The sequence below is a fragment of the Streptomyces sp. NPDC049627 genome, assembly GCF_044465645.1.
Lineage (GTDB): Bacteria > Actinomycetota > Actinomycetes > Streptomycetales > Streptomycetaceae > Streptomyces.
Genome location: NZ_JBITLW010000003.1, coordinates 13,843 through 34,939, shown reverse-complemented (window position 1 = coordinate 34,939; position 21,097 = coordinate 13,843). Strand labels below are relative to the sequence as shown.

The 21,097-nt window shown below is 70.8% G+C and carries 20 protein-coding genes; 12 read left to right on the top strand and 8 right to left on the bottom strand.

Annotated features, from left to right (window positions below; genetic code table 11):
• Window positions 1-102: 102 nt before the first annotated feature.
• From ACIBU0_RS09335 to ACIBU0_RS09320, 4 genes are all read left to right on the top strand, one after another.
• Window positions 103-3,309, top strand: a complete 3,207-nt coding sequence (locus ACIBU0_RS09335; RefSeq protein WP_398814120.1) for a tetratricopeptide repeat protein — start codon at window positions 103-105, stop codon at window positions 3,307-3,309.
• 73 nt (window positions 3,310-3,382) lie between these two features.
• The gene (locus ACIBU0_RS09330; RefSeq protein ID WP_398814117.1) at window positions 3,383-4,876 is read left to right on the top strand and encodes a DUF6879 family protein; all 1,494 of its coding nucleotides are present in this window, start codon (window positions 3,383-3,385) and stop codon (window positions 4,874-4,876) included.
• 4 nt (window positions 4,877-4,880) lie between these two features.
• Window positions 4,881-6,173 (top strand): CHAT domain-containing protein, encoded by a 1,293-nt coding sequence (locus ACIBU0_RS09325; RefSeq protein WP_398814114.1) that lies wholly within the window; start codon window positions 4,881-4,883, stop codon window positions 6,171-6,173.
• The gene (locus ACIBU0_RS09320; RefSeq protein WP_398814111.1) at window positions 6,170-7,147 is read left to right on the top strand and encodes a hypothetical protein; all 978 of its coding nucleotides are present in this window, start codon (window positions 6,170-6,172) and stop codon (window positions 7,145-7,147) included. Before ACIBU0_RS09325 ends, ACIBU0_RS09320 begins: the two co-directional genes overlap by 4 nt.
• A gap of 90 nt (window positions 7,148-7,237) precedes the next feature.
• On the opposite strand, the gene ACIBU0_RS09315 is transcribed toward ACIBU0_RS09320, so the two are convergent.
• Both ACIBU0_RS09315 and mca read right to left on the bottom strand, forming a co-directional pair.
• Window positions 7,238-7,471 carry a hypothetical protein gene (locus ACIBU0_RS09315; protein ID WP_398814108.1) on the bottom strand — a complete coding sequence of 78 codons (234 nt, stop codon included), beginning with the start codon at window positions 7,469-7,471 and terminating at the stop codon, window positions 7,238-7,240.
• Window positions 7,464-8,324, bottom strand: a complete 861-nt coding sequence (gene mca / locus ACIBU0_RS09310) for a mycothiol conjugate amidase Mca (protein ID WP_398815519.1) — start codon at window positions 8,322-8,324, stop codon at window positions 7,464-7,466. Before mca ends, ACIBU0_RS09315 begins: the two co-directional genes overlap by 8 nt.
• Window positions 8,325-8,491: 167 nt before the next feature.
• On the opposite strand from mca, the gene ACIBU0_RS09305 reads away from it, so the two are divergent.
• Together ACIBU0_RS09305 and greA are read left to right on the top strand one after the other, a co-directional pair.
• Window positions 8,492-8,890, top strand: coding sequence for a DUF4307 domain-containing protein (locus ACIBU0_RS09305; RefSeq protein WP_398814106.1), 399 nt, complete (start codon window positions 8,492-8,494; stop codon window positions 8,888-8,890).
• Window positions 8,891-9,101: 211 nt separating this feature from the next.
• Complete coding sequence (gene greA, locus ACIBU0_RS09300) at window positions 9,102-9,602, top strand: transcription elongation factor GreA (protein ID WP_398814103.1); 501 nt, start codon at window positions 9,102-9,104, stop codon at window positions 9,600-9,602.
• Window positions 9,603-9,709: 107 nt separating this feature from the next.
• Here the strand turns inward: greA and ACIBU0_RS09295 are convergent, their stop codons facing one another.
• The 3 genes from ACIBU0_RS09295 to ilvA form a co-directional block, all read right to left on the bottom strand.
• The gene (locus tag ACIBU0_RS09295; protein ID WP_398814100.1) at window positions 9,710-10,555 is read right to left on the bottom strand and encodes an ABC transporter permease; all 846 of its coding nucleotides are present in this window, start codon (window positions 10,553-10,555) and stop codon (window positions 9,710-9,712) included.
• Window positions 10,552-11,541, bottom strand: coding sequence for an ATP-binding cassette domain-containing protein (locus tag ACIBU0_RS09290; protein WP_398814097.1), 990 nt, complete (start codon window positions 11,539-11,541; stop codon window positions 10,552-10,554). Before ACIBU0_RS09290 ends, ACIBU0_RS09295 begins: the two co-directional genes overlap by 4 nt.
• A gap of 126 nt (window positions 11,542-11,667) precedes the next feature.
• A complete protein-coding gene (gene ilvA, locus ACIBU0_RS09285) occupies window positions 11,668-12,897 on the bottom strand; it encodes a threonine ammonia-lyase (protein WP_398814094.1) in 1,230 nt (409 codons plus the stop codon).
• Between the two features lie 163 nt (window positions 12,898-13,060).
• On the opposite strand from ilvA, the gene ACIBU0_RS09280 reads away from it, so the two are divergent.
• The 3 genes from ACIBU0_RS09280 (at window position 13,061) to ACIBU0_RS09270 (ending at window position 14,521) form a co-directional block, all read left to right on the top strand.
• Entirely contained in the window at window positions 13,061-13,567 is a 507-nt protein-coding gene (locus ACIBU0_RS09280) for a MarR family winged helix-turn-helix transcriptional regulator (protein ID WP_398814091.1), read from the top strand.
• A 196-nt stretch (window positions 13,568-13,763) separates the two neighbouring features.
• Window positions 13,764-14,276 carry a sigma factor-like helix-turn-helix DNA-binding protein gene (locus ACIBU0_RS09275; RefSeq protein WP_398814088.1) on the top strand — a complete coding sequence of 171 codons (513 nt, stop codon included), beginning with the start codon at window positions 13,764-13,766 and terminating at the stop codon, window positions 14,274-14,276.
• Entirely contained in the window at window positions 14,273-14,521 is a 249-nt protein-coding gene (locus ACIBU0_RS09270; RefSeq protein ID WP_398814085.1) for a hypothetical protein, read from the top strand. Before ACIBU0_RS09275 ends, ACIBU0_RS09270 begins: the two co-directional genes overlap by 4 nt.
• 12 nt (window positions 14,522-14,533) lie before the next feature.
• Here ACIBU0_RS09270 and ACIBU0_RS09265 read toward each other — a convergent pair whose 3' ends face one another.
• A complete protein-coding gene (locus ACIBU0_RS09265) occupies window positions 14,534-15,688 on the bottom strand; it encodes a cystathionine gamma-synthase (protein ID WP_398814083.1) in 1,155 nt (384 codons plus the stop codon).
• A 252-nt stretch (window positions 15,689-15,940) separates the two neighbouring features.
• Between ACIBU0_RS09265 and ACIBU0_RS09260 the strand changes: the two genes are divergently transcribed.
• Complete coding sequence (locus tag ACIBU0_RS09260) at window positions 15,941-17,059, top strand: hypothetical protein (protein ID WP_398814080.1); 1,119 nt, start codon at window positions 15,941-15,943, stop codon at window positions 17,057-17,059.
• Between the two features lie 90 nt (window positions 17,060-17,149).
• On the opposite strand, the gene msrA is transcribed toward ACIBU0_RS09260, so the two are convergent.
• Together msrA and ACIBU0_RS09250 are read right to left on the bottom strand one after the other, a co-directional pair.
• On the bottom strand, window positions 17,150-17,662 hold the full coding sequence (msrA, locus tag ACIBU0_RS09255) for a peptide-methionine (S)-S-oxide reductase MsrA (RefSeq protein WP_398814078.1): 513 nt from the start codon (window positions 17,660-17,662) through the stop codon (window positions 17,150-17,152).
• Window positions 17,663-18,285: 623 nt separating this feature from the next.
• Window positions 18,286-19,218, bottom strand: a complete 933-nt coding sequence (locus tag ACIBU0_RS09250) for a helix-turn-helix domain-containing protein (protein WP_398814076.1) — start codon at window positions 19,216-19,218, stop codon at window positions 18,286-18,288.
• Window positions 19,219-19,410: 192 nt separating this feature from the next.
• On the opposite strand from ACIBU0_RS09250, the gene ACIBU0_RS09245 reads away from it, so the two are divergent.
• Both ACIBU0_RS09245 and ACIBU0_RS09240 read left to right on the top strand, forming a co-directional pair.
• Window positions 19,411-20,454: an NAD(P)-dependent alcohol dehydrogenase gene (locus tag ACIBU0_RS09245; protein ID WP_398814073.1), complete on the top strand. Its 1,044-nt coding sequence runs from the start codon at window positions 19,411-19,413 to the stop codon at window positions 20,452-20,454.
• A 256-nt stretch (window positions 20,455-20,710) separates the two neighbouring features.
• Window positions 20,711-21,094, top strand: coding sequence for a VOC family protein (locus tag ACIBU0_RS09240; RefSeq protein ID WP_398814070.1), 384 nt, complete (start codon window positions 20,711-20,713; stop codon window positions 21,092-21,094).
• The last annotated feature ends 3 nt before the right edge of the window (window positions 21,095-21,097 follow it).

The window sequence follows — 21,097 nt, the reverse complement described above, 5'->3', positions numbered from 1 at the left end:
CACCCGTTGCGCCTTCCAGAGATGATCGCCGCCCTCTCGCGCGATCGCCTCGCCCGAAGGACACTCGTAGGCAATGGAGTTGCCGCCGGAGGGGGACGTGACATGCGGGACAGCCATCGGGCGGATGCCGAGCGGCTGTTGGCTCGGGCCGTGGAGGAGGAGGTGCGGCGCTCGGGCGGACGCGCCGACGGGCAGGTGCTGTTGTCGCGGGCGCGCGGGGCACTGGACTCCATGGCGCAGACGGCGGCCGAGGAGTACGAGCAGTACACCCGCGCGCTCGACGAGGCGGAGGCCGGCCGGCTGACGTTCGGGCAGCGGTTCGCGCGGGAGGGCGGCGGCGGTACGCCGCTGATGGTGGCGAGCGTCGCCGCCGTGGCGGCCGCCGTGTCCGACCTAGCGCTCGGCACCGGCGCGGGCACAGCGGTCGGGGCGGGCGTCACCGTCGGGGTGGTGGGCGCGGCGGCGACGGTCGTGAAGGTGGCCGGCACACATCTGCCCGCCGCACACCACCGTGCGGGCGCCGTCGGCCAGCCCGGCGGCCCGGAGCAGCTGCGTCTGCAGTGGCTGACGGCGCTGGAGGTACGGGGCATCCGTCCGTTCCTCGACCAGCAGCGGGTGCTGAGCGCGTCCACCGGCCCGAAGAAGGCGGGGCCGCGGCTGAAGGGCGCGGACAAGAGCGCGGCGGCCCGCGGGCGGAGCGTGCTGGAGCAGTCGTTCGGTCAGCTTCCGGAGCTGACCGGCCCGTTCGCGGGCCGCAGACAGGAGATGGCCCGTATCCGGCAGTGGGTGCAGGCGGCGCGGGCGAGCACGGAGACGAAGCCGACGGTCGTCGTCCTGCACGGGGCACCCGGCAGCGGCCGTACGGCACTGGCGGTCCGCGCGGCCCACGACCTGAAGGACCAGTTCCGCGGGGCGTGCGTGGTGGACCTGCGCGGCGACAGCGCGGAGGAGGCGCCGCTGACGACGAGAGAGGCGCTGCTGCACCTGCTGAACCGCCTGGGCGCGCCGCGCGAGCAGCTCCTGTTCCGTGAGCGCTCCTCGGCCGACCAGCAGGTCAAGCGGCTCAGCGAGCTCTACCACCAGCACCTCACCGGCCTCCCGGTCACCGTCGTACTGGACGACGCCTCGGACCCGGAGCAGGTCCGCACCCTCGTCCCCGAGCGGTCCGACAGCCTGGTCCTGGTCACCGCCCGCGAGCCCCTCGACCTGCCCGCGGACCTCGCCGCCCGGGTGCACCGGCTGCCGGTGGAGACGCTGGACGCGGCGGGCGCGGAGGAACTGCTGACCGCTGCGGCGCAGGACGCCTCGGGTCCGTACGACGCCGAATCCGCCGACCGGATACGCCAGTTGTGCGGCGGGCTGCCGCTGGCGCTGCGCATCGCGGGCTCCTCGCTGGGCCCGCGCTCACCGCGCACGCTGGCGACGGATCTGGGCGCGTACGGCCCGGTCGAGCCGGTGGAGCGGGTGCTGTGGCTGCGCTACACCGACCAGTCGGAGGCGGCGCGGCGTCTGCTGCGCAGGCTCGCTCTGGCGGGCCGGGCCTCGCTGGGCGCGGCAGCGGCGGCGGAGCTCCTGGCCACGGACGAGGCGGAGGCGACCCGCCACCTGGTGGCCCTGTCCCGGTCGGGCCTGATCGACCAGGTCCGCGGCAGCCGCTACCGCCTGCACGACCTGGTCCGCGCCTTCGCCCAGGCGCGTCTCCTCGACGAGGAGGAACCGGCGGAGCGTACGGCGGCGCAGGAGCGGCTCATCGTGAACTACGCGGAGCTCGCGGACTCGGTGCTGCGCCTGGTCGACGGCAACATGTCGACCCGCTCGGACCGGTTCAGCCCGCACGGCTTCACGTCCCTGGACGAGGCGCTGCGCTGGCTGGACGACGAGTCGAGCTTCATCACGGCGGCGCTGCGGCACGCGGAGGACGTGAACCAGGCGGCGGTGCTGAACCTGCTCGGCGCCCTGTGCGACTACTGCCTGCTGCGCGGCGACCTCTACCGCCTCGGCGAGATCAGCGAGCTGGCCCAGGCGGTGGACCAGGGACTGCTGGTCCGCTCGGTGCAGTGGCGCACGGGCATCGCGGCCCGCCAGCTCGGCGAGCTGGACAAGGCGCGCACGACCCTGACCTCGGTGGTCGAGCTCTACATGGACGCCCACCACGACGCGGGCGCGGCCCGGGCCCTGTGCTCCCTCGGCATCACGCTCCACCACCAGGGCCACCTCACCGAGGCGGCGACGAAACTCCGCGAGGCCCTGGACCTGCAGTCGGCCCCGGCGCTCGCGACGGACCGCGCCTGGACGATGCACGCCCTGGCGGCGGTGGAGCGGGACCGCGGCCGGGTGCCTGAGTCGCTGGACCTGCTGACCGAGTCCCTGTCCCTGCACCGGGCCGGCGAGTCGATCCACGGCGAGGCCTGGGCCCACTTCCAGCTGGGCCAGCTGAGCCTGCGCATGGGCGACGTACCGCGCGCGGAATCCGAGCTGCGGACAGCCCTCGATCTGTACGGCCGCACCCGCGACGCCCGCGGCGAGGCCTGGGCGCTCACCCAGCTCGCCCGCGCCCGCCTGGTCGCCGGCGACCCGTCCCCGGCGGTGGACGGCCTGCGCCAGGCGGCCGCCCGCCACCGCGACAACGAGGACGCGCGCGGCGAGGCCTGGTCCGTCTACTACCTGGGCCAGGCCCTGGAGGAGACCGGCAACCTGGACCTGGCGGTCCGCGAGCTGGAACGCTCCCGCACGATGTTCTCCCGCATGCAGGACGTCTACGGCCTGGCCTGCGCCCGCCATCACTCGGCCCGTGTCACCCGCGACCAGCGAGCCGCCCAGACCGGCTCCCTGAAGAACTCCGGCTTCGCCCGCCAGCTCCTGGTCGACGCCCGCGCCAACTTCCAGCGCATCGGCGTCGCGCACGGCGAGGCGTGGACGTGCCTGGAACTGGCCGTCGTGGACGCGGGGAACGCCCGTACGCCGCAGGCGCTGGCGCTGTGCGACGACGCCGTGACCCTGTTCGCGTCGTACGGCGACCGGCGGGGCGAGGACTGGGCGCGGTTCCTGCGGTGCACGCTGCTGCCGTATGCGGCGCCCGGGGGTGTCGAGGTCGGGACGGCGGTGGCGCAGGAGGAACTGGCGCAGCTGTCCCGCGGCGGGCATCCGCTGCGGGACGGGAAGCTGGACGACTATGTCGAGGCGTACCTGCTGTTGCTGGAACGGGGTGTGAACCTGGAAGCCGGCTGGCAGGCTTGGCGGTTGGGGATGGTGCCGAACCGGCATGCCCGAGAGGTCATGGGAGTGCCGGCCACGGCTTCACCTCGGTGAGGGGACTTGGACCTCTGACGCAGAGCATGCGCGAAGCAGCGGCGTGGGCGAGGTATGCGGCGGGGAGACCGACGTGAACGGACGCACGGCAGGGGAATTCCACGGCACGGCACCGGTCCAGCGGCAACGCCCGCCGACGGTGCTTCTCAGGGTGCTGCTCACGGCGTTGGTGGCGACGGCCACGTTTTTCCTGACGTCGGCTCTGACCGAGGACGCGAGCTGGGCGTGGCCGTGGACGGCATCCGTCGTCACCGGCAGCGCGGTGACGATCGTGCAGTACCTCGTGGCCATCGGGCACCGGTTCGAGACGGTCGACCGGCGCTTCAACGAGCTCCTCGCCGCGACCGAGCTCTTCAGCCAGGTCGACGGTTCGGTGCTCCGCTCCGACGAGGTGACCAGGCTGGTCCTCGGCTATACGAAGATCCGTGAGCGGGGCGGCGACATCGCGCAGGCCTTCGCCGAGAAGGAACTGGGCCGCCTCGCCAAGATGATGGAGGGCCTCGGCAACGGCAGCACGGATGACCCCGGCGAGAACCACGAGTGGCTGATCGACCTCACCGACTGCGTCAAGATGACCCTCGACGCCGTCAGCACCTCCGTGGACCGGGACTTCTGGTACAGCGGGCCCGCGGAGCGGTATCTCGCCGCGCAGGAGAAGGCGATCAAACGGCGGGGCGTGGAGATCCGGCGCCTGTTCGTCGTGCGGGAACCGGACGAGGTCACGCCGGAGCTCAGAGCGCTCGTCGAGAGCCAAGGCCGGCGCGGTATCGAGTCGCGCATCGCGGTGCGGTCGCTGATGGCGTCGAACCCTCGGGTGAACGACTTCATCGTCTTCGACGGGGAGCTGTGCTACGAGACCAAGCTGGATTTCCAGTCCATCCCGGACCGCACCTGGCTGACGGCTGACCAGGATCATGTCGATGACCGCGTCAGCCAGTTCGCCGAGCTGTGGGCGGAGTCGGAGCGCGGCTTGGAGAGACAGCGTGAGCCGGAGCCCCTGAGCACCGCTGGTGCGGTGGGGGTGCGGGAGAGGATCAGCCGAGCGGAAGCCTCAGGCTCATACCCGGGTCGGACCACGAGCTCGGGCTCGCCGGTGGGCTCGAGCCCGACCTCCGCGTCGGCTTCGTCCCCAGATATCTCCGTCTCCGGAGCCGTGCCGCTCCCCGCACACCTCTCCCCCTGCCAACTCCTCCTGACCCTGCTGGACGACGATCCCACCCCCGGGACTGACGCACGCATCGAGCTGCGAGTCCGGTCCGGTCCGCGACACCCGTGGTCACAGCCGGGCGCCGACCGTCCTGAACTCACCGCCGTGGCAACGCCGCTCACACCGGCGGAGATCGAGCCGGGCCGCGTCTCGCTGAGGCCTTCCCGCTCGGGGGGCGACGGCGCGGCCCAAGTCGTCTTCAGGGCAGAACGGGCCGGAACGCACCGCATCTCCGTCACCGTCCTCGACAAAACAACGGGCACGGTCCTGCAGCGGGTCGAAACGACGGTAGACGTCGCCGACGCGCCGGACGGGAACTCACCCGCCGCCCCTTCCACCCTGATCACGGAAGGGGAGTGATCACATGTCCCGCAACCTCGGCACCCGCGTCGTCCGGAACCCCAGCCATGACTTCACCCACTTCCCTCCACCCACCGCGCAGCCCCCTCACCTGGTCGTCGCCCTCAACGAGTACGGCCAGGACCGGATCTTCATCCGCCTGTACGGGCCCGCAGTAGAGACCTCACCGTACGGTGACCCCTCGGCGATCCTGGACGTGCGGCCGAGGACCGTACAGCTGCAGGGCGCGCGCCTGCGCCGACGCTGGAAGGCCGAGTTCGTCGACGCTCAGCCGCTGACCCCGGAGGGGTTGCCCGTCCGAGGGCGCCCCGAACGCCCGTACGCCACGCAGGTCGACCTCACCGGCGAACCCGAGGACGAACTGCTCCCGGTGCTGGAGGAGTTGGCCGCTCAGGGCGCCTACCTTCTGTTCAAGGTCCTCCTCGCGGGCCCCGACCAACGCACCTCACAGGTGCGGCGGGTGCTGACCGACCTGCTGAGCCGCAAGGACCTGCGCATCCGCTTCGACTCCGACACGCTGTTCCTGCCGTGGCCGCTGCTCTGCCTGCCGGAGCACGAGACACCCGATGGCGGCCTCGACGCGGTCTTCCGGCGCTTCCTCGGATACCGCCACCAGATCGAGCAGACGGGCGGGTACTACCCCGAACTGCCGACGACTCAGAGTCCCGCGCCTCCCCCGGTCTCTCCGTCCGTGAGTCTGAACCACGACACCAGAGTCGACGCCGCGGGGTGGACCAAGGCATCCGAGGTCGCGGCCGTCCTGGCCAGGAACACCACCTACCGGGAGCGCTGTACCCACCAGGACCTGGTGAACGACATCGCGGCAGGGAAAGTGGACGAGCAGTTCATGTACTTCTGGTGCCACGGGTGGTTCCAGACCGAGGACGCCGATTCCCCTTTCTTCGCGGTGCAGTTGAGCGACGGACGCGACATCGACGCACAGACCGTGCTGGCCCGCTGCAGTGCCGACGCCGGCACACCGCTGTCCCGCAACCCGCTCGTGCTGCTCAACGCCTGCTACGCCGGAGTGCCGGGCAGCGCCGGACTGGCGCACCTGGGCGGAGCACTCATCCAGGTCGGTGCCGCCGGAGTGCTGGGGCCGCAGATCGAAATGCCGCAGGTTTTCGCGGCCGAGTACGCGCTGCTGTACGTGACCCGCTACCTGACCGGTGAGGAGACCGCAGGGGTGATCGCCCGCGACCTGGCGCGGCACTTCGCCGACAAGCACCGCAACCCGCTGGGCCTCGCCTACGCCCTGCACTGTGGGATGAACAGCCGTCTGGAGCGCGGCCTGTGACACCGACAGTGGTTGATCTGGACCCCACAGGCTGGCTTCTGGAGGAGACATCGGCGGGCCCGCGCCCCGTGCCCGCCCCGCGGCTCCCCACCCACTTCGCCGAGCGGCTGTCCCCACCGGCCTGGGCGACCGACCTGCTCGTCTACGTCCACGGCTGGCAGACCGCACCCGACTCCGCGCTCGCCACGGTCCGGCGGCTGCTGGACCTGACAGCGACCCAGTACGAGCGGCAATCGGCCCTGTATCCGGGCTTGCGGCCCTGGCGCCCCTGGACCGTGCTGATCCGCTGGCCCTCCCGTTCACTGCCTTCCCTCGGCGGCTATCGCCGCATCCGGGACCGGGCACACGCCATGAGCCGGGACGGCCACGCGTCCCGCGTCATCGGACGCCTCCTCGGCTACCTGGACGCCCGGCGTTCCGACCCGGCCGCGCCGCCCGTGCTCGCCAACCGGGCGGGGCAGTACCTGCACCTGCTCGGCCACTCCTTCGGCTGCCGGCTCCTGTGCGAGGCGGTGCAGTGGGCGGCGGACGAGGAACCGCTCACCCTGGGGTGGAGTACGCCGAAACCGCACGGTCGGCCCTTCACCGTGGACTCGATGCTGCTGCTCCAGATGGCGGCACCGCGCGACGCCTTCGCCGCCACCTTCACCGCCCTCGCCGAAGCTCCCCTGCGCGGCCCGGTCGTCGCGACGTACTCGCAGCGCGACCGTGCCACCGGCTTCTGGCATCTGCGGGCGGAACGGCGGGCGGGAATCGGATACGCCGGCATCGGTACGGCACCGGCGCCGGTCTCGGCGATCCGGATGCGGCCCCCCGGCGAGCCGTACCCGCTCACCGTCCTCGACCACCGGTTCGTCAGCGTGGACGCGAGTGACGTCTTCGTCCGGGGATCCGGCCCCGCCGGCGCCCACTCGGATCATCTGCGGCCGGAGACGGCCCACCTGCTGCTGTCCCTGGCCGACCACTGCCGGTGAACCCGGGCCGGTCAGTCCGCGCGATACGGCATGATTCCGTGACGCCCACAGGGCATCACGGAATCATGCCGTCGATGCGTCGCGTCGCCGTCAGCCCTTCGCGGCCGCGTCCCCGGACTCTGCCTTCGGATCCGGGGCTTCCTCGAAGTCGACCTTGCCCATGTGCCGGTTCATGGACTTCATCAGACCCCACACGGCGATCGCCATCACCGCGAAGACGATGAAGCCGAGGACGCCAGGGGTGACCTTGTTCTCGTCCACCTCCTTGGCGAGGGTCGCGAGGTGCGTCATTGCCAGGCTTGCGCTTGCGCTCATGTCAGGCATTGTCGCGGATGCCCGCAAAGAGGTCGTCCTCGGGGAGGGAGGTATCGACGAGGGACTTCGCGAGCTCGTACTCCTCCGTCGGCCAGACCTCCTTCTGGAGCTCCAGCGGCACGCGGAACCAGCCGCCGTCGGGGTCGATCTGCGTGGCGTGCGCGATCAGGGCCTTGTCGCGGATCTCGTAGAAGTCACCGCACGGGACGTGCGTGGTGAGCGTGCGCTGCTTCATGCCGAACTCGTCCCAGCGCTTGAGCCAGTCCCCGTAGGGGGACTCCAGGCCCCGGTCGAGCATGGCCTGGTGCAGCGCCTCGGTGCGGGGGCGGTTGAAGCCCTGGTTGTAGTAGAGCTTCAGCGGCTGGTACGCGGGGCCGAACTCCGACTCCGGGTACTTCTCGGTGTCCGCCGCGCCCTCGAAGGCGACCATCGAGATCTTGTGGGTCATGATGTGGTCGGGGTGCGGGTAGCCCCCGTTCTCGTCGTAGGTGGTGATCACCTGGGGGCGGAACGAGCGGATCTGCTTCACCAGCTCCCCGGCCGCCTTGTCGACGTCCTCCAGGGCGAAGCAGCCCTCGGGCAGCGGCGGCAGCGGGTCGCCCTCGGGCAGACCGGAGTCGACGAAGCCGAGCCACTCCTGCTTCACCCCGAGGATCTCGCGCGCCTCGTCCATCTCTTTCTTGCGTACCTCGTGGATGTGCTCCTCGATGTACTTGTCGCCCTGCAGCTTGGGATTGAGGATGGAGCCGCGCTCCCCGCCCGTGCAGGTCACCACCAGCACGTCCACCCCCTCGGACACGTACTTCGCCATGGTGGCCGCGCCCTTGCTCGACTCGTCGTCGGGGTGGGCGTGAACGGCCATCAGTCGCAGCTGGTCAGTCAAGACTCAATCCTCGTAGTCGGCGCCCGGTGTGAACCGGTGCGATCGGCGGCTTCTATAGTGACCGAATCGGGGGGCGGATAATTCCGGGGTACGGCCCCCAAGCCCCGTTTCGGGACATCCGTCCCGCCCCGGCCGGGAGGACGATCATGAGTACGGCGAGCACGCGGCTGCCCGAGGGTCGCTACGGCCGCTCCTCGGACGCGCGCGCCGACCGCACGCTCAAGGTCGTCGGCGCCGCCCTCGGGGTGGCCCTGTTGGCGCTGGTCGGCTACTTCGGCTACCACTACGTCGGCCAGAACAAGATCAGCGCCGAGGTGATCGAGTTCGACGCGACGAAGGACGCGGTGAAGGTCCATCTGGAGGTCCGCAAGGACTCCGGCGCCTCCGGCTACTGCACGCTGCGCTCCCAGGCGGCGAACGGCGCCGAGGTGGGCCGGGCCGACTTCCGCTTCGACGGCGACGCCACGCGGATCGACAAGGTCGTCACCCTGCGTACGACCTCCCAGGGGACGACGGCCGAGCTGCTCGGCTGCCACGCCGACTGACCGGGCCGTTCGAAACCGCGCGGCACTGCTCGACACCGACCGGTCCTGTCCGGAATACGTAGGCGCTGACCTGCGTTGACGCGATTCTGATGGCTTATGTCCTCCCCCTTCGGCCATTGAATTGTTAGGCTCGTGGTTTCGCCCATCCGTGAGGGAACATCCTTCTGGGTAGGGCGATGCTTTGTATTCCCAGTACCTACGAGGAGCACCTGTGACCCAGACCAGCGAGAACGTCACCTGGCTGACCCAGGAGGCGTACAACAAGCTCAAGGACGAGCTTGAGTACCTTACTGGTCCCGCGCGCACGGAGATCGCCGCCAAGATCGCGGCCGCGCGCGAGGAGGGCGACCTGCGTGAGAACGGCGGGTACCACGCGGCCAAGGAAGAGCAGGGCAAGCAGGAGCTCCGTGTGCGCCAGCTCACCCAGCTCCTGGAGAACGCCCAGGTCGGCGAGGCGCCGGCATCGACGGACGGTGCGGTCGCGCCCGGCATGGTCGTGACGATCGCCTTCGACGGTGACGAGGACGACACCCTGACCTTCCTGCTCGCCTCCCGCGAGTACGCGAGCGCCGACATCGAGACCTACTCGCCGCAGTCCCCGCTGGGCACCGGCGTCATCGGTCACAAGGTCGGCGAGGACGCCGAGTACGAGCTGCCCAACGGCAAGAAGGCCTCGGTGAAGATCCTGAAGGCCGAGCCCTACAGCGGCTGACCCGGTCCGTGCGGCGGCTGCCCCCGACCGACTACCTGTCCTTGACCGGCCCCCGGCGCCCACGTGGCGCCGGGGGCTTTGTCATGCCGTCGTGATGCCGTCGTTCGTCATGCAGTCGCCGAGCGGTACTTCCGAACCGCCAGGGTGCGGAATATGAAGATGATCAGGACCGAGTAGATCAGCGAGGCCCAGACCGGGTGCTGCATGGGCCAGGCGTCCGAGGGCGACACCCCGGGATTGCCGAAGAGCTGGCGGCAGGCCTGGACCGTGGCACTGAAGGGGTTCCAGTCGGCGACGTGCTGCAGCCAGGGCGTCATCCGGCTGGAGTCCACGAACGCGTTCGAGATGAACGTCACCGGGAACAGCCAGATCAGTCCGCCCGAGGTCGCCGCCTCGGGAGTGCGGACGGACAGGCCGATCACGGCACCGATCCAGGTGAACGCGTACCCGGTCAGGAGCAGCAGACCGAAGGCGCCGAGCACCTCGCCGAAGCTGGTGTGGGTACGCCAGCCGACCAGCAGGGCGACGATCGCCAGCACGAACAAGGTGAGCGCCGTCTGCACCAGGTCGGCGAGCGTACGCCCGGTCAGCACCGCGCCGCGCGCCATGGGCAGCGAGCGGAAGCGGTCGATGAGTCCCTTGTGCATGTCGTCGGCGATGCCCGCACCGGCTCCGGCGGTGGCGAAGGTGACGGTCTGGGCGAAGATGCCGGCCATCAGGAACTCGCGGTAGACGGAGGAGTCCGTGGTGCCGCCGATGTTCATCGAGCCGCCGAAGACGTAGCTGAACAGCACCACGAACATGATCGGCTGGATGAGCCCGAAGATGACCATCTCCGGGATGCGGGACATGCGGATCAGGTTGCGTTTCGCGACGACCAGCGAGTCCCGGATCGACTGGGTGACAGGGTTGCCGGGGGCCGCGACCCGCACGGCGTCGGTGACGGCGCTCACTTGGCGGTCTCCTTGTCCTTCTTCTCGTCCTTCTTCTCGTCCTCCACCTCGGCCACATGTCCCGTCAGGGACAGGAACACGTCGTCGAGGGTCGGGCGACGCAGGCCGATGTCGTCGATCTCGATGCCGCGGGTGTCGAGCTCGCGGATGACCTCGGCAAGGAGCTTGGCGCCGCCGGTCACGGGCACGGTGAGCTTGCGCATGTGCTCCTCGACCGTGGTCTCGCCCTTGCCGAAGCCGCTCAGCACCTCGGACGCGGGCTGTATGTCCTCGCGCTCGTGCACCACGACCTCGACGCGCTCGCCGCCGGTGCGGGCCTTGAGCTGGTCGGAGGTGCCCTGGGCGATGACACGGCCGTGGTCGACGACCGCGATGTCGTGCGCCAGGTGATCGGCCTCCTCCAGGTACTGGGTGGTCAGCAGCAGGGTCGTACCGCCCGAGACCAGCCGCTTGATGACCTCCCAGAGCAGCTGACGATTGCGCGGGTCGAGGCCGGTCGTCGGCTCGTCCATGAACATCACGGGCGGTGAGACCACCAGGGCGGCCGCGAGGTCGAGGCGGCGGCGCATGCCGCCGGAGTAGGTCTTGGTGGAGCGGTCGGCGGCGTCGGCGAGGTCGAACTGCTCCAGCAGCTCGGCCGCGCGGGCCTTCGCGGCCTTCGCCTTCATCTGGTAGAGCTGGCCGACCATCTGCAGGTTCTCGCGGCCGGTCAGATACTCGTCGACCGCCGCGAACTGGCCGGACAGGCCGATGGAGCGGCGTACGGCGTCGGGATGCTTGAGGACGTCGATGCCCGCGACGACCGCCGAGCCACTGTCGGGGCGCAGCAGGGTCGTCAGACAGCGGACGGTTGTCGTCTTGCCCGCGCCGTTCGGCCCGAGCAGGCCGAGGACCGTGCCCTCGGGGACATCGAGGTCGACGCCGTCCAGAGCCCTTACGTCGCCGAAGGTCTTCACCAGGCCTTCGGCATAGATGGCGCCTGGCATATGGGTCTCCACGTCGTTGGGGGATTACTGCCAATGCAATACGGACACACCATAACGCGATGTATCGCGTCTCTCAATGGACTTACTCGAACGAGTGACGAACGGGGGACGAAGAGCGGGCCGACCTCAGCCGATGACGGTGTAGCCCGCCTCGCGCAGGGCCTGGCCGACCTCGACGCAGTGCTCGGGGCCCTTCGTCTCCAGGTGCAGCTCGACCTCCGCCTCCGTGAGCCCGAGCCGTGGGTCGGTCCGTACGTGGCTCACATCGAGGACGTTAGCGTCCACCACTGACAACACCCCCAAAAGCGTGGCGAGCGCGCCCGGCCGGTCCGTCAGTCGCAGCCGTACGGCCAGGTAGCGGCCCTGCGCGGCCATGCCGTGCCGCAGGACGCGCTGCAGCAGCACCGGGTCGACGTTGCCCCCGGACAGCACGGCGACGACCGGCCCCTCGAAGGCGCCGGGATCGCTCAGCAGCGCGGCGACGGGGCTCGCCCCGGCCGGCTCGACGACCAGCTTGGCCCGCTCCAGGCACAGCAGCAGGGCGGTGGCCAGCTCGTCCTCGGTGACCGTGCGGACCTCGTCCACCAGGTCGCCGATGATCCGGAACGGCACGTCACCGGGCCGGCCGACCCGGATGCCGTCGGCCATCGTCGCCGGGTTGGCCACCGCGACCGGGTGCCCGGCCGCCAGCGAGGGCGGATACGCCGCCGCGCCCGCCGCCTGCACGCCCACGATCCGCACGTCCGGCCGCAGTGTCTTCACCGCCATCGCGATGCCCGCCGCGAGCCCTCCCCCGCCGATGCCGACGACGATCGTCCGCACCTCCGGGCACTGTTCGAGGATCTCCAGGCCGACCGTGCCCTGGCCCGCGATGATGTCGGGGTGGTCGAAGGGGTGGATGAGCACCGCACCCGTCTCGTCCGCGTACTCCCGCGCGGCGGCCAGCGTCTCGTCGACCACCTGGCCGTGCAGGCGCACCTCGGCGCCGTAGTCCCGGGTTGCGCTGATCTTCGGCAGCGGGGCGCCCTTCGGCATGAACACCGTCGAGCGCACGCCGAGCAGCGACGACGCGAGGGCGACGCCCTGCGCGTGGTTGCCGGCGCTCGCGGCCACGACCCCCGCCGCCCGCTCCTCCGGCAGCAGCCCGGCGATCCGCACGTACGCGCCGCGCAGCTTGAACGAACCCGTCCGCTGCAGGTTCTCGCACTTGAAGTGCACCGGCGCGCCCACCAGCTGGGACAGGTGCCTGCTGCCCTCCATCGCCGTCACCCGTGCCACGCCCGTCAGCATCTTCTGGGCGCCGCGCACGTCGTCGAGCGTGACGGGAGGCAAGGAGTCAGCCGTGCTGTAGCTCATGACACAAGTCTCGCAGTTCACAGGCGCCGGGCCCTGTTGTGACCAAGCACCGAGATGGGTTTGCGCAGCCCCGGTACACCCCGCGTCCGGGCCGCGTACCCTGTCCCCCAACCCAGCACCCCCTTCATGAAGTGAGCCCCCGGCCATGCCCACAACACCTGAAATGTCGATGGACATGACGACCGTCGCTGACAGCGGTCTCCTCGACACGCTGCAGCACGAGGTGGCGGTGTTCGCCCGCCGTGCCGAACAGACCCGGCTCGGTGGGGTCGGGCAGGTGCGCAACTCCATGGACCGCGCCGCATACCTGCTGCTCAACCGCCTGGACAAGGAAGGCCCCATGGGCGTCAAGGCGCTGGCCGCGAGCATGGGGATCGACTCGTCGACGGTCACCCGGCAGGTGGCGCCGCTCGTCGACACGGGACTCGTCAAGCGGACCTCTCACCCCGAGGACGGCCGGGCGGTGGTGCTCCAGCTCTCCCCGCGCGGGCAGTCGCGGCTGGAGGAAGTCCGCTCGTCCCGGCGTCAGTTGATGGCCGAGCTGACACACGACTGGGCCCCGGGGGAGCGCGAGGCGTTCTGCACGCTCCTCACGCGCTTCAACGTCGCGCTGTCCGCGCGGATGGCGGTCCAGGGCATCTCGGGCGCGGATGCGCCCACGCCGTCCTGAGGGTCGTTCGGTTGGGGGGCAAGGGCTCACCCGACCGCCTGCGGGCACGCACGCGTGCCCGGGTGATCCGCTCCCGGCTCTTGACCCCGGGCCGTAGCTGGCCTCATATGAAACCGGGCCCTCCTCTCGTGCGTGACCGACGTGTCACGTACGTGGCCGGGCCCGGTTCCTCAGGGGTGTTCAGGCGGGAGGGGCGGTGGGACGACGGCGTGCGGCCCAGGACGCCCGCCGGGCCCGGGAGTTCGAGGCGTTCGTCGCGGGCGCGGCAGGGCGGCTCCTGCATGCCGCCACGCTGCTCACCGCGGAGCCGCCGGAGAACAACCCGCGCGCGAGGCGCCTGCTGACGCTGTCCCTCGCGCACACCTACGCGTGCTGGGACCGGCTGCGCGGCGAGGACCCGTACGACCGGGCCCGCCAGTACCTTGCCGCCCGCTTCTCCCGGTCCGCCTGGCACAAGTACGGCGGCCCGGGCGCCCTCGCCCGGTTCCGCCCGCACCCGCAGGGGCCGCTCGCCCGGCTCTCCCCGCAGGAGCGCCTGATCCTGGTCCTGCGGCTGTACGAAGGCGTGGCCGAGGAGCAGGTGGCGGCCCTGCTCGGCCTGCCCACGGAGCGCGTTCTCGCGATCTGCGACCGGGCGACGTCGACGCTGCTGCATCCGCCGCGCGGCGCGGCGCCGGCCGTGCTCGGAGCCAAGGTGGTGTCGCCGTGAATCGACCTCAACGGGAAGCGGCCGTACGGCGCGTCATGGAGGGCACGCCGCCGCCGGTGCCGCCGGAGCTGTACGCGGAGGTCGTGCGGCGCGGCGGCCGCATGCTGCGCCGCAGGACGGCCGCCGTTCGCCTGATGTGGCTGCTGCTGTTCGCCGCGACGGTGGCGTTCGTGGTGTGGGCCGTGATGGCACGGCCGTGGGTGGAGCCGCCGTCGGAGACGACTCCACCGCTGACGGGCTGGTGAGGCCTTCGCGGTCTAGCCGAGCGCCTGCTGGAGGTCCTCCAGGAGGTCTTCGACGTTCTCGATGCCCACGGAGAGGCGTACGAGGTCGGCGGGGACCTCCAGGGCCGAGCCGGCCGCGGACGCGTGCGTCATGCGTCCCGGGTGCTCGATGAGCGACTCCACACCGCCCAGCGACTCGCCCAGCGTGAACACCTTGGCGCGGTTGCAGACCTCCACGGCCGCCTCCTCGCCCCCGGTGACCTGGAAGGAGATCATGCCGCCGAACGCCTTCATCTGCTTGGCGGCGACCTCGTGACCGGGGTGCTCGGGCAGGCCCGGGTACAGAACGCGCGTCACGCGCGCGTGCCGGCTGAGCATGTCGGCGATCTTCGTGGCGTTCTCGCTGTGCCGGTCCATGCGCACCGACAGCGTCTTGGTGCCGCGCAGCACCAGCCAGGAGTCGAAGGGCCCGGCGACCGCGCCCATCGCGTTCTGGTGGAAGGCCAGTTCGTCGCCCAGGTCCGCGTCGCTGACGATCAGCGCGCCGCCGACGACGTCCGAGTGGCCGCCCATGTACTTCGTCAGGGAGTGCACCACGACGTCCGCGCCGAGGGACAGCGGCTGCTGCAGGTACGGCGTGGCGAAGGTGTTGTCGACGACGAGCCTCGCGCCCGCGTCCCGGGCGATCTGGGCGACGGCCGCGATGTCGGTGATGCCGAGCAGCGGGTTGGAGGGGGTCTCCACCCACACGACCTTGGTCTTCGGGGTGATGGCGGCTCGTACCGCGGACGGATCGCTGGTGTCGGCGACCGACCACTCCACCCCCCACCGGGCGACGACCTTGGCGAACAGACGGAACGTACCGCCGTACGCGTCATTGGGGATGACCACATGGTCGCCGGGGCTGAGCAGCGTACGCAACAGGCAGTCCTCGGCCGCCAGTCCGGACGCGAACGCAAGGCCGCGGCGGCCGCCCTCCAGGGCGGCGAGGTTCTCCTCCAGCGCGGTCCTGGTCGGGTTGGCGCTACGGCTGTACTCGTAGCCGCCCCGCAGGCCGCCGACGCCGTCCTGCTTGTAGGTCGAGACCTGGTAGATCGGCGGGACGACCGCGCCGGTGAGGGGATCGGCGGTGTTGCCCGCGTGGATCGCCAGGGTCTCGAAGTGCTGACTGATGTGCCTGTCACTCATGGGCACCGAGCGTAATGCGCGAACGGAGTGGATGCCGTCCGACGGGTTCACGGGGCTGGAAACCGAGGCCGGCTGAGCGTGTCCGGCGTTGCTGTGGGCGGGGCTGGATCCGCGCGGCCCGGCGCTGACGGGGTGCCGCCGGGCCCGCCCGCGCCGCCCCGGCGGCACGACTGCCCGCAGCTACAGAACCCTTTCTCCACAGCCCCCCGACCTCGTTGGCCATTTGTCGGAGGCGTCTGGAACGCTGGAGGCATGGAGATTCTCTGGGTCCTGATCGCGCTCGTCATGCTCGGCTTCGTGGTGCTGCCGTTCATGAGGCGCAGGCGGGGCATGATCGAGCAGGTCCCGCCGGGCCATCCGGACGCCGCGGACCCGGCGAACTACGGCTTCGTCCGGCAGGAGGAGCTGGACGTCCGCATGCCCGGCCCCGACCAGGACCTGCTGGACGTCCTGGACCTGGTGCAGCGCACGCAGGACTACCGCGCGGCCTCGCAGCTGCTGGCCGGCACGGAGGCGGAGGGCGAGCTGCGCTGGCAGCGTGTGCAGGCCTTCGCCGGCGCCGCGTCGCTGGAGCTGCAGCAGCGCCCGGGCGGGGTCAGTGAGTCGCCGGGCGGCCAGTGGCTGCGCGTGTGGCGGGCCGAACAGCCCAAGGACGCGGGCGGCGCGGCCGTACACGCGGAGTTCCTCGTGCAGCAGGCGTGGCGCACGGCGACGCCGGGCACGGACGAGTTCCGGATCATCATGGAGGAGGCGAGGTCGGCCTGCGCCGACGCCGCGCTGCTCGCCCCCGGTGACCCGATCCCGTACATCATCGAGCTGTCGGTGGCTCGTGGACTGGCCTACCCCCGGCCGGAGTTCGAGCAGCTCTGGCTGAAGATCCTGGACCGCGCCCCGGCCCACATGGGCGCGCACCTGGCGGCCCTGCACTACTGGTGCGAGAAGTGGCACGGTTCCCGCGAGCTGGCGAACGACTTCGCTCAGGCCGCGGCGGCCCGTGCCCCTGAGGGCTCCCTCCTCGCCGCCATGCCGCTCTTCGCGGTGTTCGAGCATCTGCCCGAGGTGAACCTGGTCAGCGGCTTCTACCAGAGCGAGGTCGTGACGAAGGCGATCCACGGCGCGCTGTACGCGGTGAACTCGGCCCGCCCCGACGACCCGATGCTCGCGCACGTACGGCATCTGCTGGTGTTCTTCCTCGTGCGGGGCGAGCGCTGGGCGGAGGCCATGAACCAGCTGATACACGTCGACGGCCATGTCGGCGCCCTCCCCTGGACCCTGTCCGTCGACCCGGCCGCGGAGTTCGCGGTCTACCGGGCACTGGCGGTCGCGGGCTACGAGGCGAACGGCGGCAGCCCGGCGACCCTGCCCCACTGATCCACTGGCCGTACGTGGAATCCGGCCGTACGTCGAAGGGGTGCCGCCCGGTGGGGCACCCCTTCGTCGATTCCGTCGATGTGGTTCCGGTCAGCCCTCGGCGCGGGCGGGCAGCCGCCATCCCGGGCGCGGGAAGTGGCAGGTGTAACCGTCCGGGTAACGCTCCAGGTAGTCCTGGTGCTCGGGCTCGGCCTCCCAGAAGGGACCGACCGGCTCCACCTCGGTGACGACCTTGCCGGGCCACAGGCCGGACGCGTCCACGTCCGCGATCGTTTCCTCGGCGATCCGCTTCTGCTCGTCGTCCACGTAGTAGATCGCCGAGCGGTAGCTGAGGCCGATGTCATTGCCCTGGCGGTTCTTGGTGCTCGGGTCGTGAATCTGGAAGAAGAACTCCAGGATTGCGCGGAAGTCGGTCTTCTCGGGGTCGAAAAGGATCTCGATGGCCTCCGCGTGCGTGCCATGGTTGCGGTACGTCGCGTTCGGCACGTCACCCCCGGTGTATCCGACCCGGGTCGCCGTCACGCCCGGGAGCCGGCGGATCAGGTCCTGCATCCCCCAGAAACACCCGCCGGCCAGCACGGCCCTCTGCGTCTGCGCCGCCATCGCGACCCTCCCATACCTCTCAACTTGCCGACCCGGACTGCTCGGCCCACAGCGCCGGCATCCGATACCACCCTCCTCAACGCGTGAGACTCCCCGGCGATTCCACGCCTCAGCGCCGCGCATTGAGCACCGGCTGGTAGTAGCCGCTGGTGGGTGGGGCGGGGCGGGGTGGGGTGCGGCGCCCTCCCGGGCTCTGAGCCGCGCCTCCGGGCCAGTGACCCGGCGCCTCCCCACGCCACCGCGCGGGCGCCACCCTCCCGGGCCGGTACGCGGCGCCCTCCTGGCCCGGCAGGGGGCACCCCCCTTCAGGCCCTGCACAGCGCCTCCGAGCCAGTGACCCGGCACCTCCCCACGCCACCACGCGGGCGCCACCCTCCCAGGCCGGTACGCGGCGCCCTCCCGGCCCGGCAGGGGGCACCACCCTCCAGGCCCTGCACAGCGCCTCCGAGCCAGTGACCCGGCACCTCCCCACGCCACCACGCGGGCCCCACCTCCCCACGCCACCGCGCGGGCCCCACCTTCCCTTCCCAGGCCACGGCGCGGCTGCCCTGCCCTCCCCCCTGCCCGGCCGTCCTCCCGGCCGTCCTCCCGGCCGGGCAGAGCGCATCGCCGCCGCGTGTCCCTCAAGCCGACGGCGTCGAGCTGCTCCCCGTCCCCGCCTTCGTCGCGTCCGTCCCCCAGCTCGCCAGCAGCCGCAGCGACTCGGCCGACGGTGAGCCCGGCTCCGCGTGGTACGTGATCAGGACCTGTTCCGTGCCGTCGGACAGGCGGAACGACTCGAAGTTCATGGTCAGCTCGCCCACCAGGGGATGCCGGATGCGCTTGACGCCGTAGGTCTTCTCCTTGACGTCATGGGCGGCCCACAGGCGCCGGAACTCCTCGCTCTTGACGGAGAGTTCACCGACCAGGGCGGCGAGGAGCGGGTCGTCCGGGTGGCAGCCCGCGTCCATGCGGAGGTAGCTGACCATGTCGGACGCCTTCTGGTCCCACTCGACGAACAGGTCGCGGTACTCGGGCCGCAGGAAGACGAGGCGGGCCCAGTTGCGCTCCTGCACCGGCAGCTCCGCCCAGTCGCCGAAGACCGCCGCCGCCATCCGGTTCCAGGCGAGGATGTCCGACCGCCGCCCGGTGATGTACGCGGGAACGCCGTCGATCGAGTCCAGCAGCTGCCGCAGCGCCGGCCGCACCTGCTCGGTCCGCGCCGCCTGCTTCTTCTTGTGCTGCTTCGGCTTCGCGAGGTGCGTGAGGTGCGCGTGCTCGGCATCGGTCAGCCGCAGCGCACGGGCGATGGCGTCCAGGACCTCCGCCGATACGTTTCGGCCGTTGCCCTGTTCCAGACGCGTGTAGTACGCCACGGACACCCCGGCCAGCTGCGCGAGCTCCTCACGCCGCAGACCGGGCACCCTGCGGTGCCGCCCGAAGTCCGGCAGCCCGACGTCCTCCGGCTTCAGCCGGGCACGCCGGGTGCGCAGGAACTCGCTGAGTTCGGCGCGCCGGTCCAGACCGGCCCCGGTGTCGGCGGCGGGTCCCGTCACGGATTCGGGCTTTTCGTCCATGCCTCAAGTATTCCCGGTCGTACGCACACGAGCCTGACCCCGCCAGTGGTAGGACCGGCGGACGTACGTACAACCGAGGTCTGGGTGACTCCCGCGCCGCCCGGCAGGCTGAATGCCGTGCCCGGACGGACAGTACGGAACAGTACGGACAGAAGGCAGCCGGGCGCACAACCCCGCTAGGAGATACCCGGCATGACCACCGTTGCCGCATACGCAGCACCCGCCGCCAAGGCTCCGCTGGAGCGCACCACCATCGAGCGCCGCGAGGTCGGCGAGTTCGACGTCCTGATCGACATCAAGTTCGCCGGTATCTGCCACTCCGACATCCACCAGGCCCGGGAGGGCTGGGGCGAGGCGATCTTCCCCATGGTCCCCGGCCACGAGATCGCCGGCGTCGTCTCCGAGGTCGGCTCGGGGGTCACCAGGTTCCAGGTCGGCGACCGCGTGGGCGTCGGCTGCATGGTCGACTCCTGCCGTGAGTGCGAGAACTGCAAGGCCGGCCGGGAGCAGTACTGCCTCAACAGCAGCATCGGCGGCACGTACAACGCCATCGGCCGGGACGGCACGCCCAACTACGGTGGCTACTCGCAGAAGATCGTCGTCGACGAGAACTACGTCGTCCGCATCCCCGACGGCCTGTCCCTGGACGTCGCCGCGCCGCTGCTGTGCGCCGGCATCACCCTCTACTCCCCGCTGAAGCGCTGGAACGCCGGACCCGGCAAGAAGGTCGCGATCCTCGGCCTGGGCGGCCTCGGCCACATGGGCGTGAAGATCGCGCACGCCCTCGGTGCCGAGGTGACGGTCCTGTCGCAGTCCCTGCGCAAGCAGGAGGACGGCCTCAAGCTGGGTGCCGACCACTACTACGCCACCAGCGACCCGAAGACCTTCGAGGAGCTGCGCGGCACGTTCGACCTGATCGTGTCCACGGTCTCGGCCCCGCTGGACTTCAACGCCTACCTGACGCTGCTCAAGACGGAGGGCGCGCTGGTGAACGTGGGCGCCCCCGAGGAGCCGATCTCCCTCAACCTCTTCTCCGTGATCGGCGGCGGCAAGACCCTCGCCGGCTCCATGATCGGCGGCATCGCCGAGACCCAGGAGATGCTGGACTTCTGCGCCGAGCACGGCTTCGGTGCCGAGATCGAGCTGATCCGCGCGGACGAGATCAACGAGGCGTACGAGCGGGTGCTCAGCAGCGATGTGCGGTACCGGTTCGTGATCGACACGGCCACGATCTGACACCCGTACACCGGTGGCCACCCCGGTGGCCGGTACGCCGACAGGCCGGCCGTACGACCGAGGGCCCCGGAGCCGCACTGCTCCGGGGCCCTCGCCGTGTCGCCGTACGACGTCCCGGCGGGGTTACGGAGACGGAAGACGGAGTACCGCAGGAGTAGCGCCGCTCCCTCCCTACGGCCGATGTGCCGCCCGGCAGCCCTGCCTAGCGTGGAACAAGGAGCCCGTCCGAGCCGTGCACACGAGGAGGCAGCCCCTGATGACCGTCCAGCTCAACCACACCATCGTCGCCGCGCACGACAAGAAGACGTCGGCCCGGTTCCTCGCCGGCATCCTGGGCCTGGAGGTGAGCCCGCAGTACGGCCCCTTCATCCCGGTGCAGATCCCCAACGGCGTGACCCTGGACTACCTCGACTCACCCGGCGCGATCACGCCGCAGCACTATGCCTTCCTGGTGTCGGAGGACGACTTCGACACGATCTTCGCCCGGATACGGGAGGCCGGGCTGACGTACTGGGCCGACCCGTACCACCGCCGCGAGGGCGAGATCAACCACAACGACGGCGGCCGCGGCGCCTACTTCGAGGACCCCAACGGCCACAACCTGGAGATCCTGACACGGCCGTACGGCAGCGGCGGCTGACGT

Excerpts from the sequence above, each read along its gene's own strand:
- ACIBU0_RS09335 (WP_398814120.1), top strand. The coding sequence starts at position 103 with ATGCGGGACAGCCATCGGGCGGATGCCGAGCGGCTGTTGGCTCGGGCC.
- ACIBU0_RS09325 (WP_398814114.1), top strand. The coding sequence starts at position 4,881 with ATGTCCCGCAACCTCGGCACCCGCGTCGTCCGGAACCCCAGCCATGAC.
- ACIBU0_RS09315 (WP_398814108.1), bottom strand. The coding sequence starts at position 7,471 with ATGCCTGACATGAGCGCAAGCGCAAGCCTGGCAATGACGCACCTCGCG.
- mca (WP_398815519.1), bottom strand. The coding sequence starts at position 8,324 with ATGGCCGTTCACGCCCACCCCGACGACGAGTCGAGCAAGGGCGCGGCC.
- ACIBU0_RS09305 (WP_398814106.1), top strand. The coding sequence starts at position 8,492 with ATGAGTACGGCGAGCACGCGGCTGCCCGAGGGTCGCTACGGCCGCTCC.
- ACIBU0_RS09290 (WP_398814097.1), bottom strand. The coding sequence starts at position 11,541 with ATGCCAGGCGCCATCTATGCCGAAGGCCTGGTGAAGACCTTCGGCGAC.
- ilvA (WP_398814094.1), bottom strand. The coding sequence starts at position 12,897 with ATGAGCTACAGCACGGCTGACTCCTTGCCTCCCGTCACGCTCGACGAC.
- ACIBU0_RS09280 (WP_398814091.1), top strand. The coding sequence starts at position 13,061 with ATGTCGATGGACATGACGACCGTCGCTGACAGCGGTCTCCTCGACACG.
- ACIBU0_RS09265 (WP_398814083.1), bottom strand. The coding sequence starts at position 15,688 with ATGAGTGACAGGCACATCAGTCAGCACTTCGAGACCCTGGCGATCCAC.
- ACIBU0_RS09260 (WP_398814080.1), top strand. The coding sequence starts at position 15,941 with ATGGAGATTCTCTGGGTCCTGATCGCGCTCGTCATGCTCGGCTTCGTG.
- msrA (WP_398814078.1), bottom strand. The coding sequence starts at position 17,662 with ATGGCGGCGCAGACGCAGAGGGCCGTGCTGGCCGGCGGGTGTTTCTGG.
- ACIBU0_RS09250 (WP_398814076.1), bottom strand. The coding sequence starts at position 19,218 with ATGGACGAAAAGCCCGAATCCGTGACGGGACCCGCCGCCGACACCGGG.
- ACIBU0_RS09245 (WP_398814073.1), top strand. The coding sequence starts at position 19,411 with ATGACCACCGTTGCCGCATACGCAGCACCCGCCGCCAAGGCTCCGCTG.
- ACIBU0_RS09240 (WP_398814070.1), top strand. The coding sequence starts at position 20,711 with ATGACCGTCCAGCTCAACCACACCATCGTCGCCGCGCACGACAAGAAG.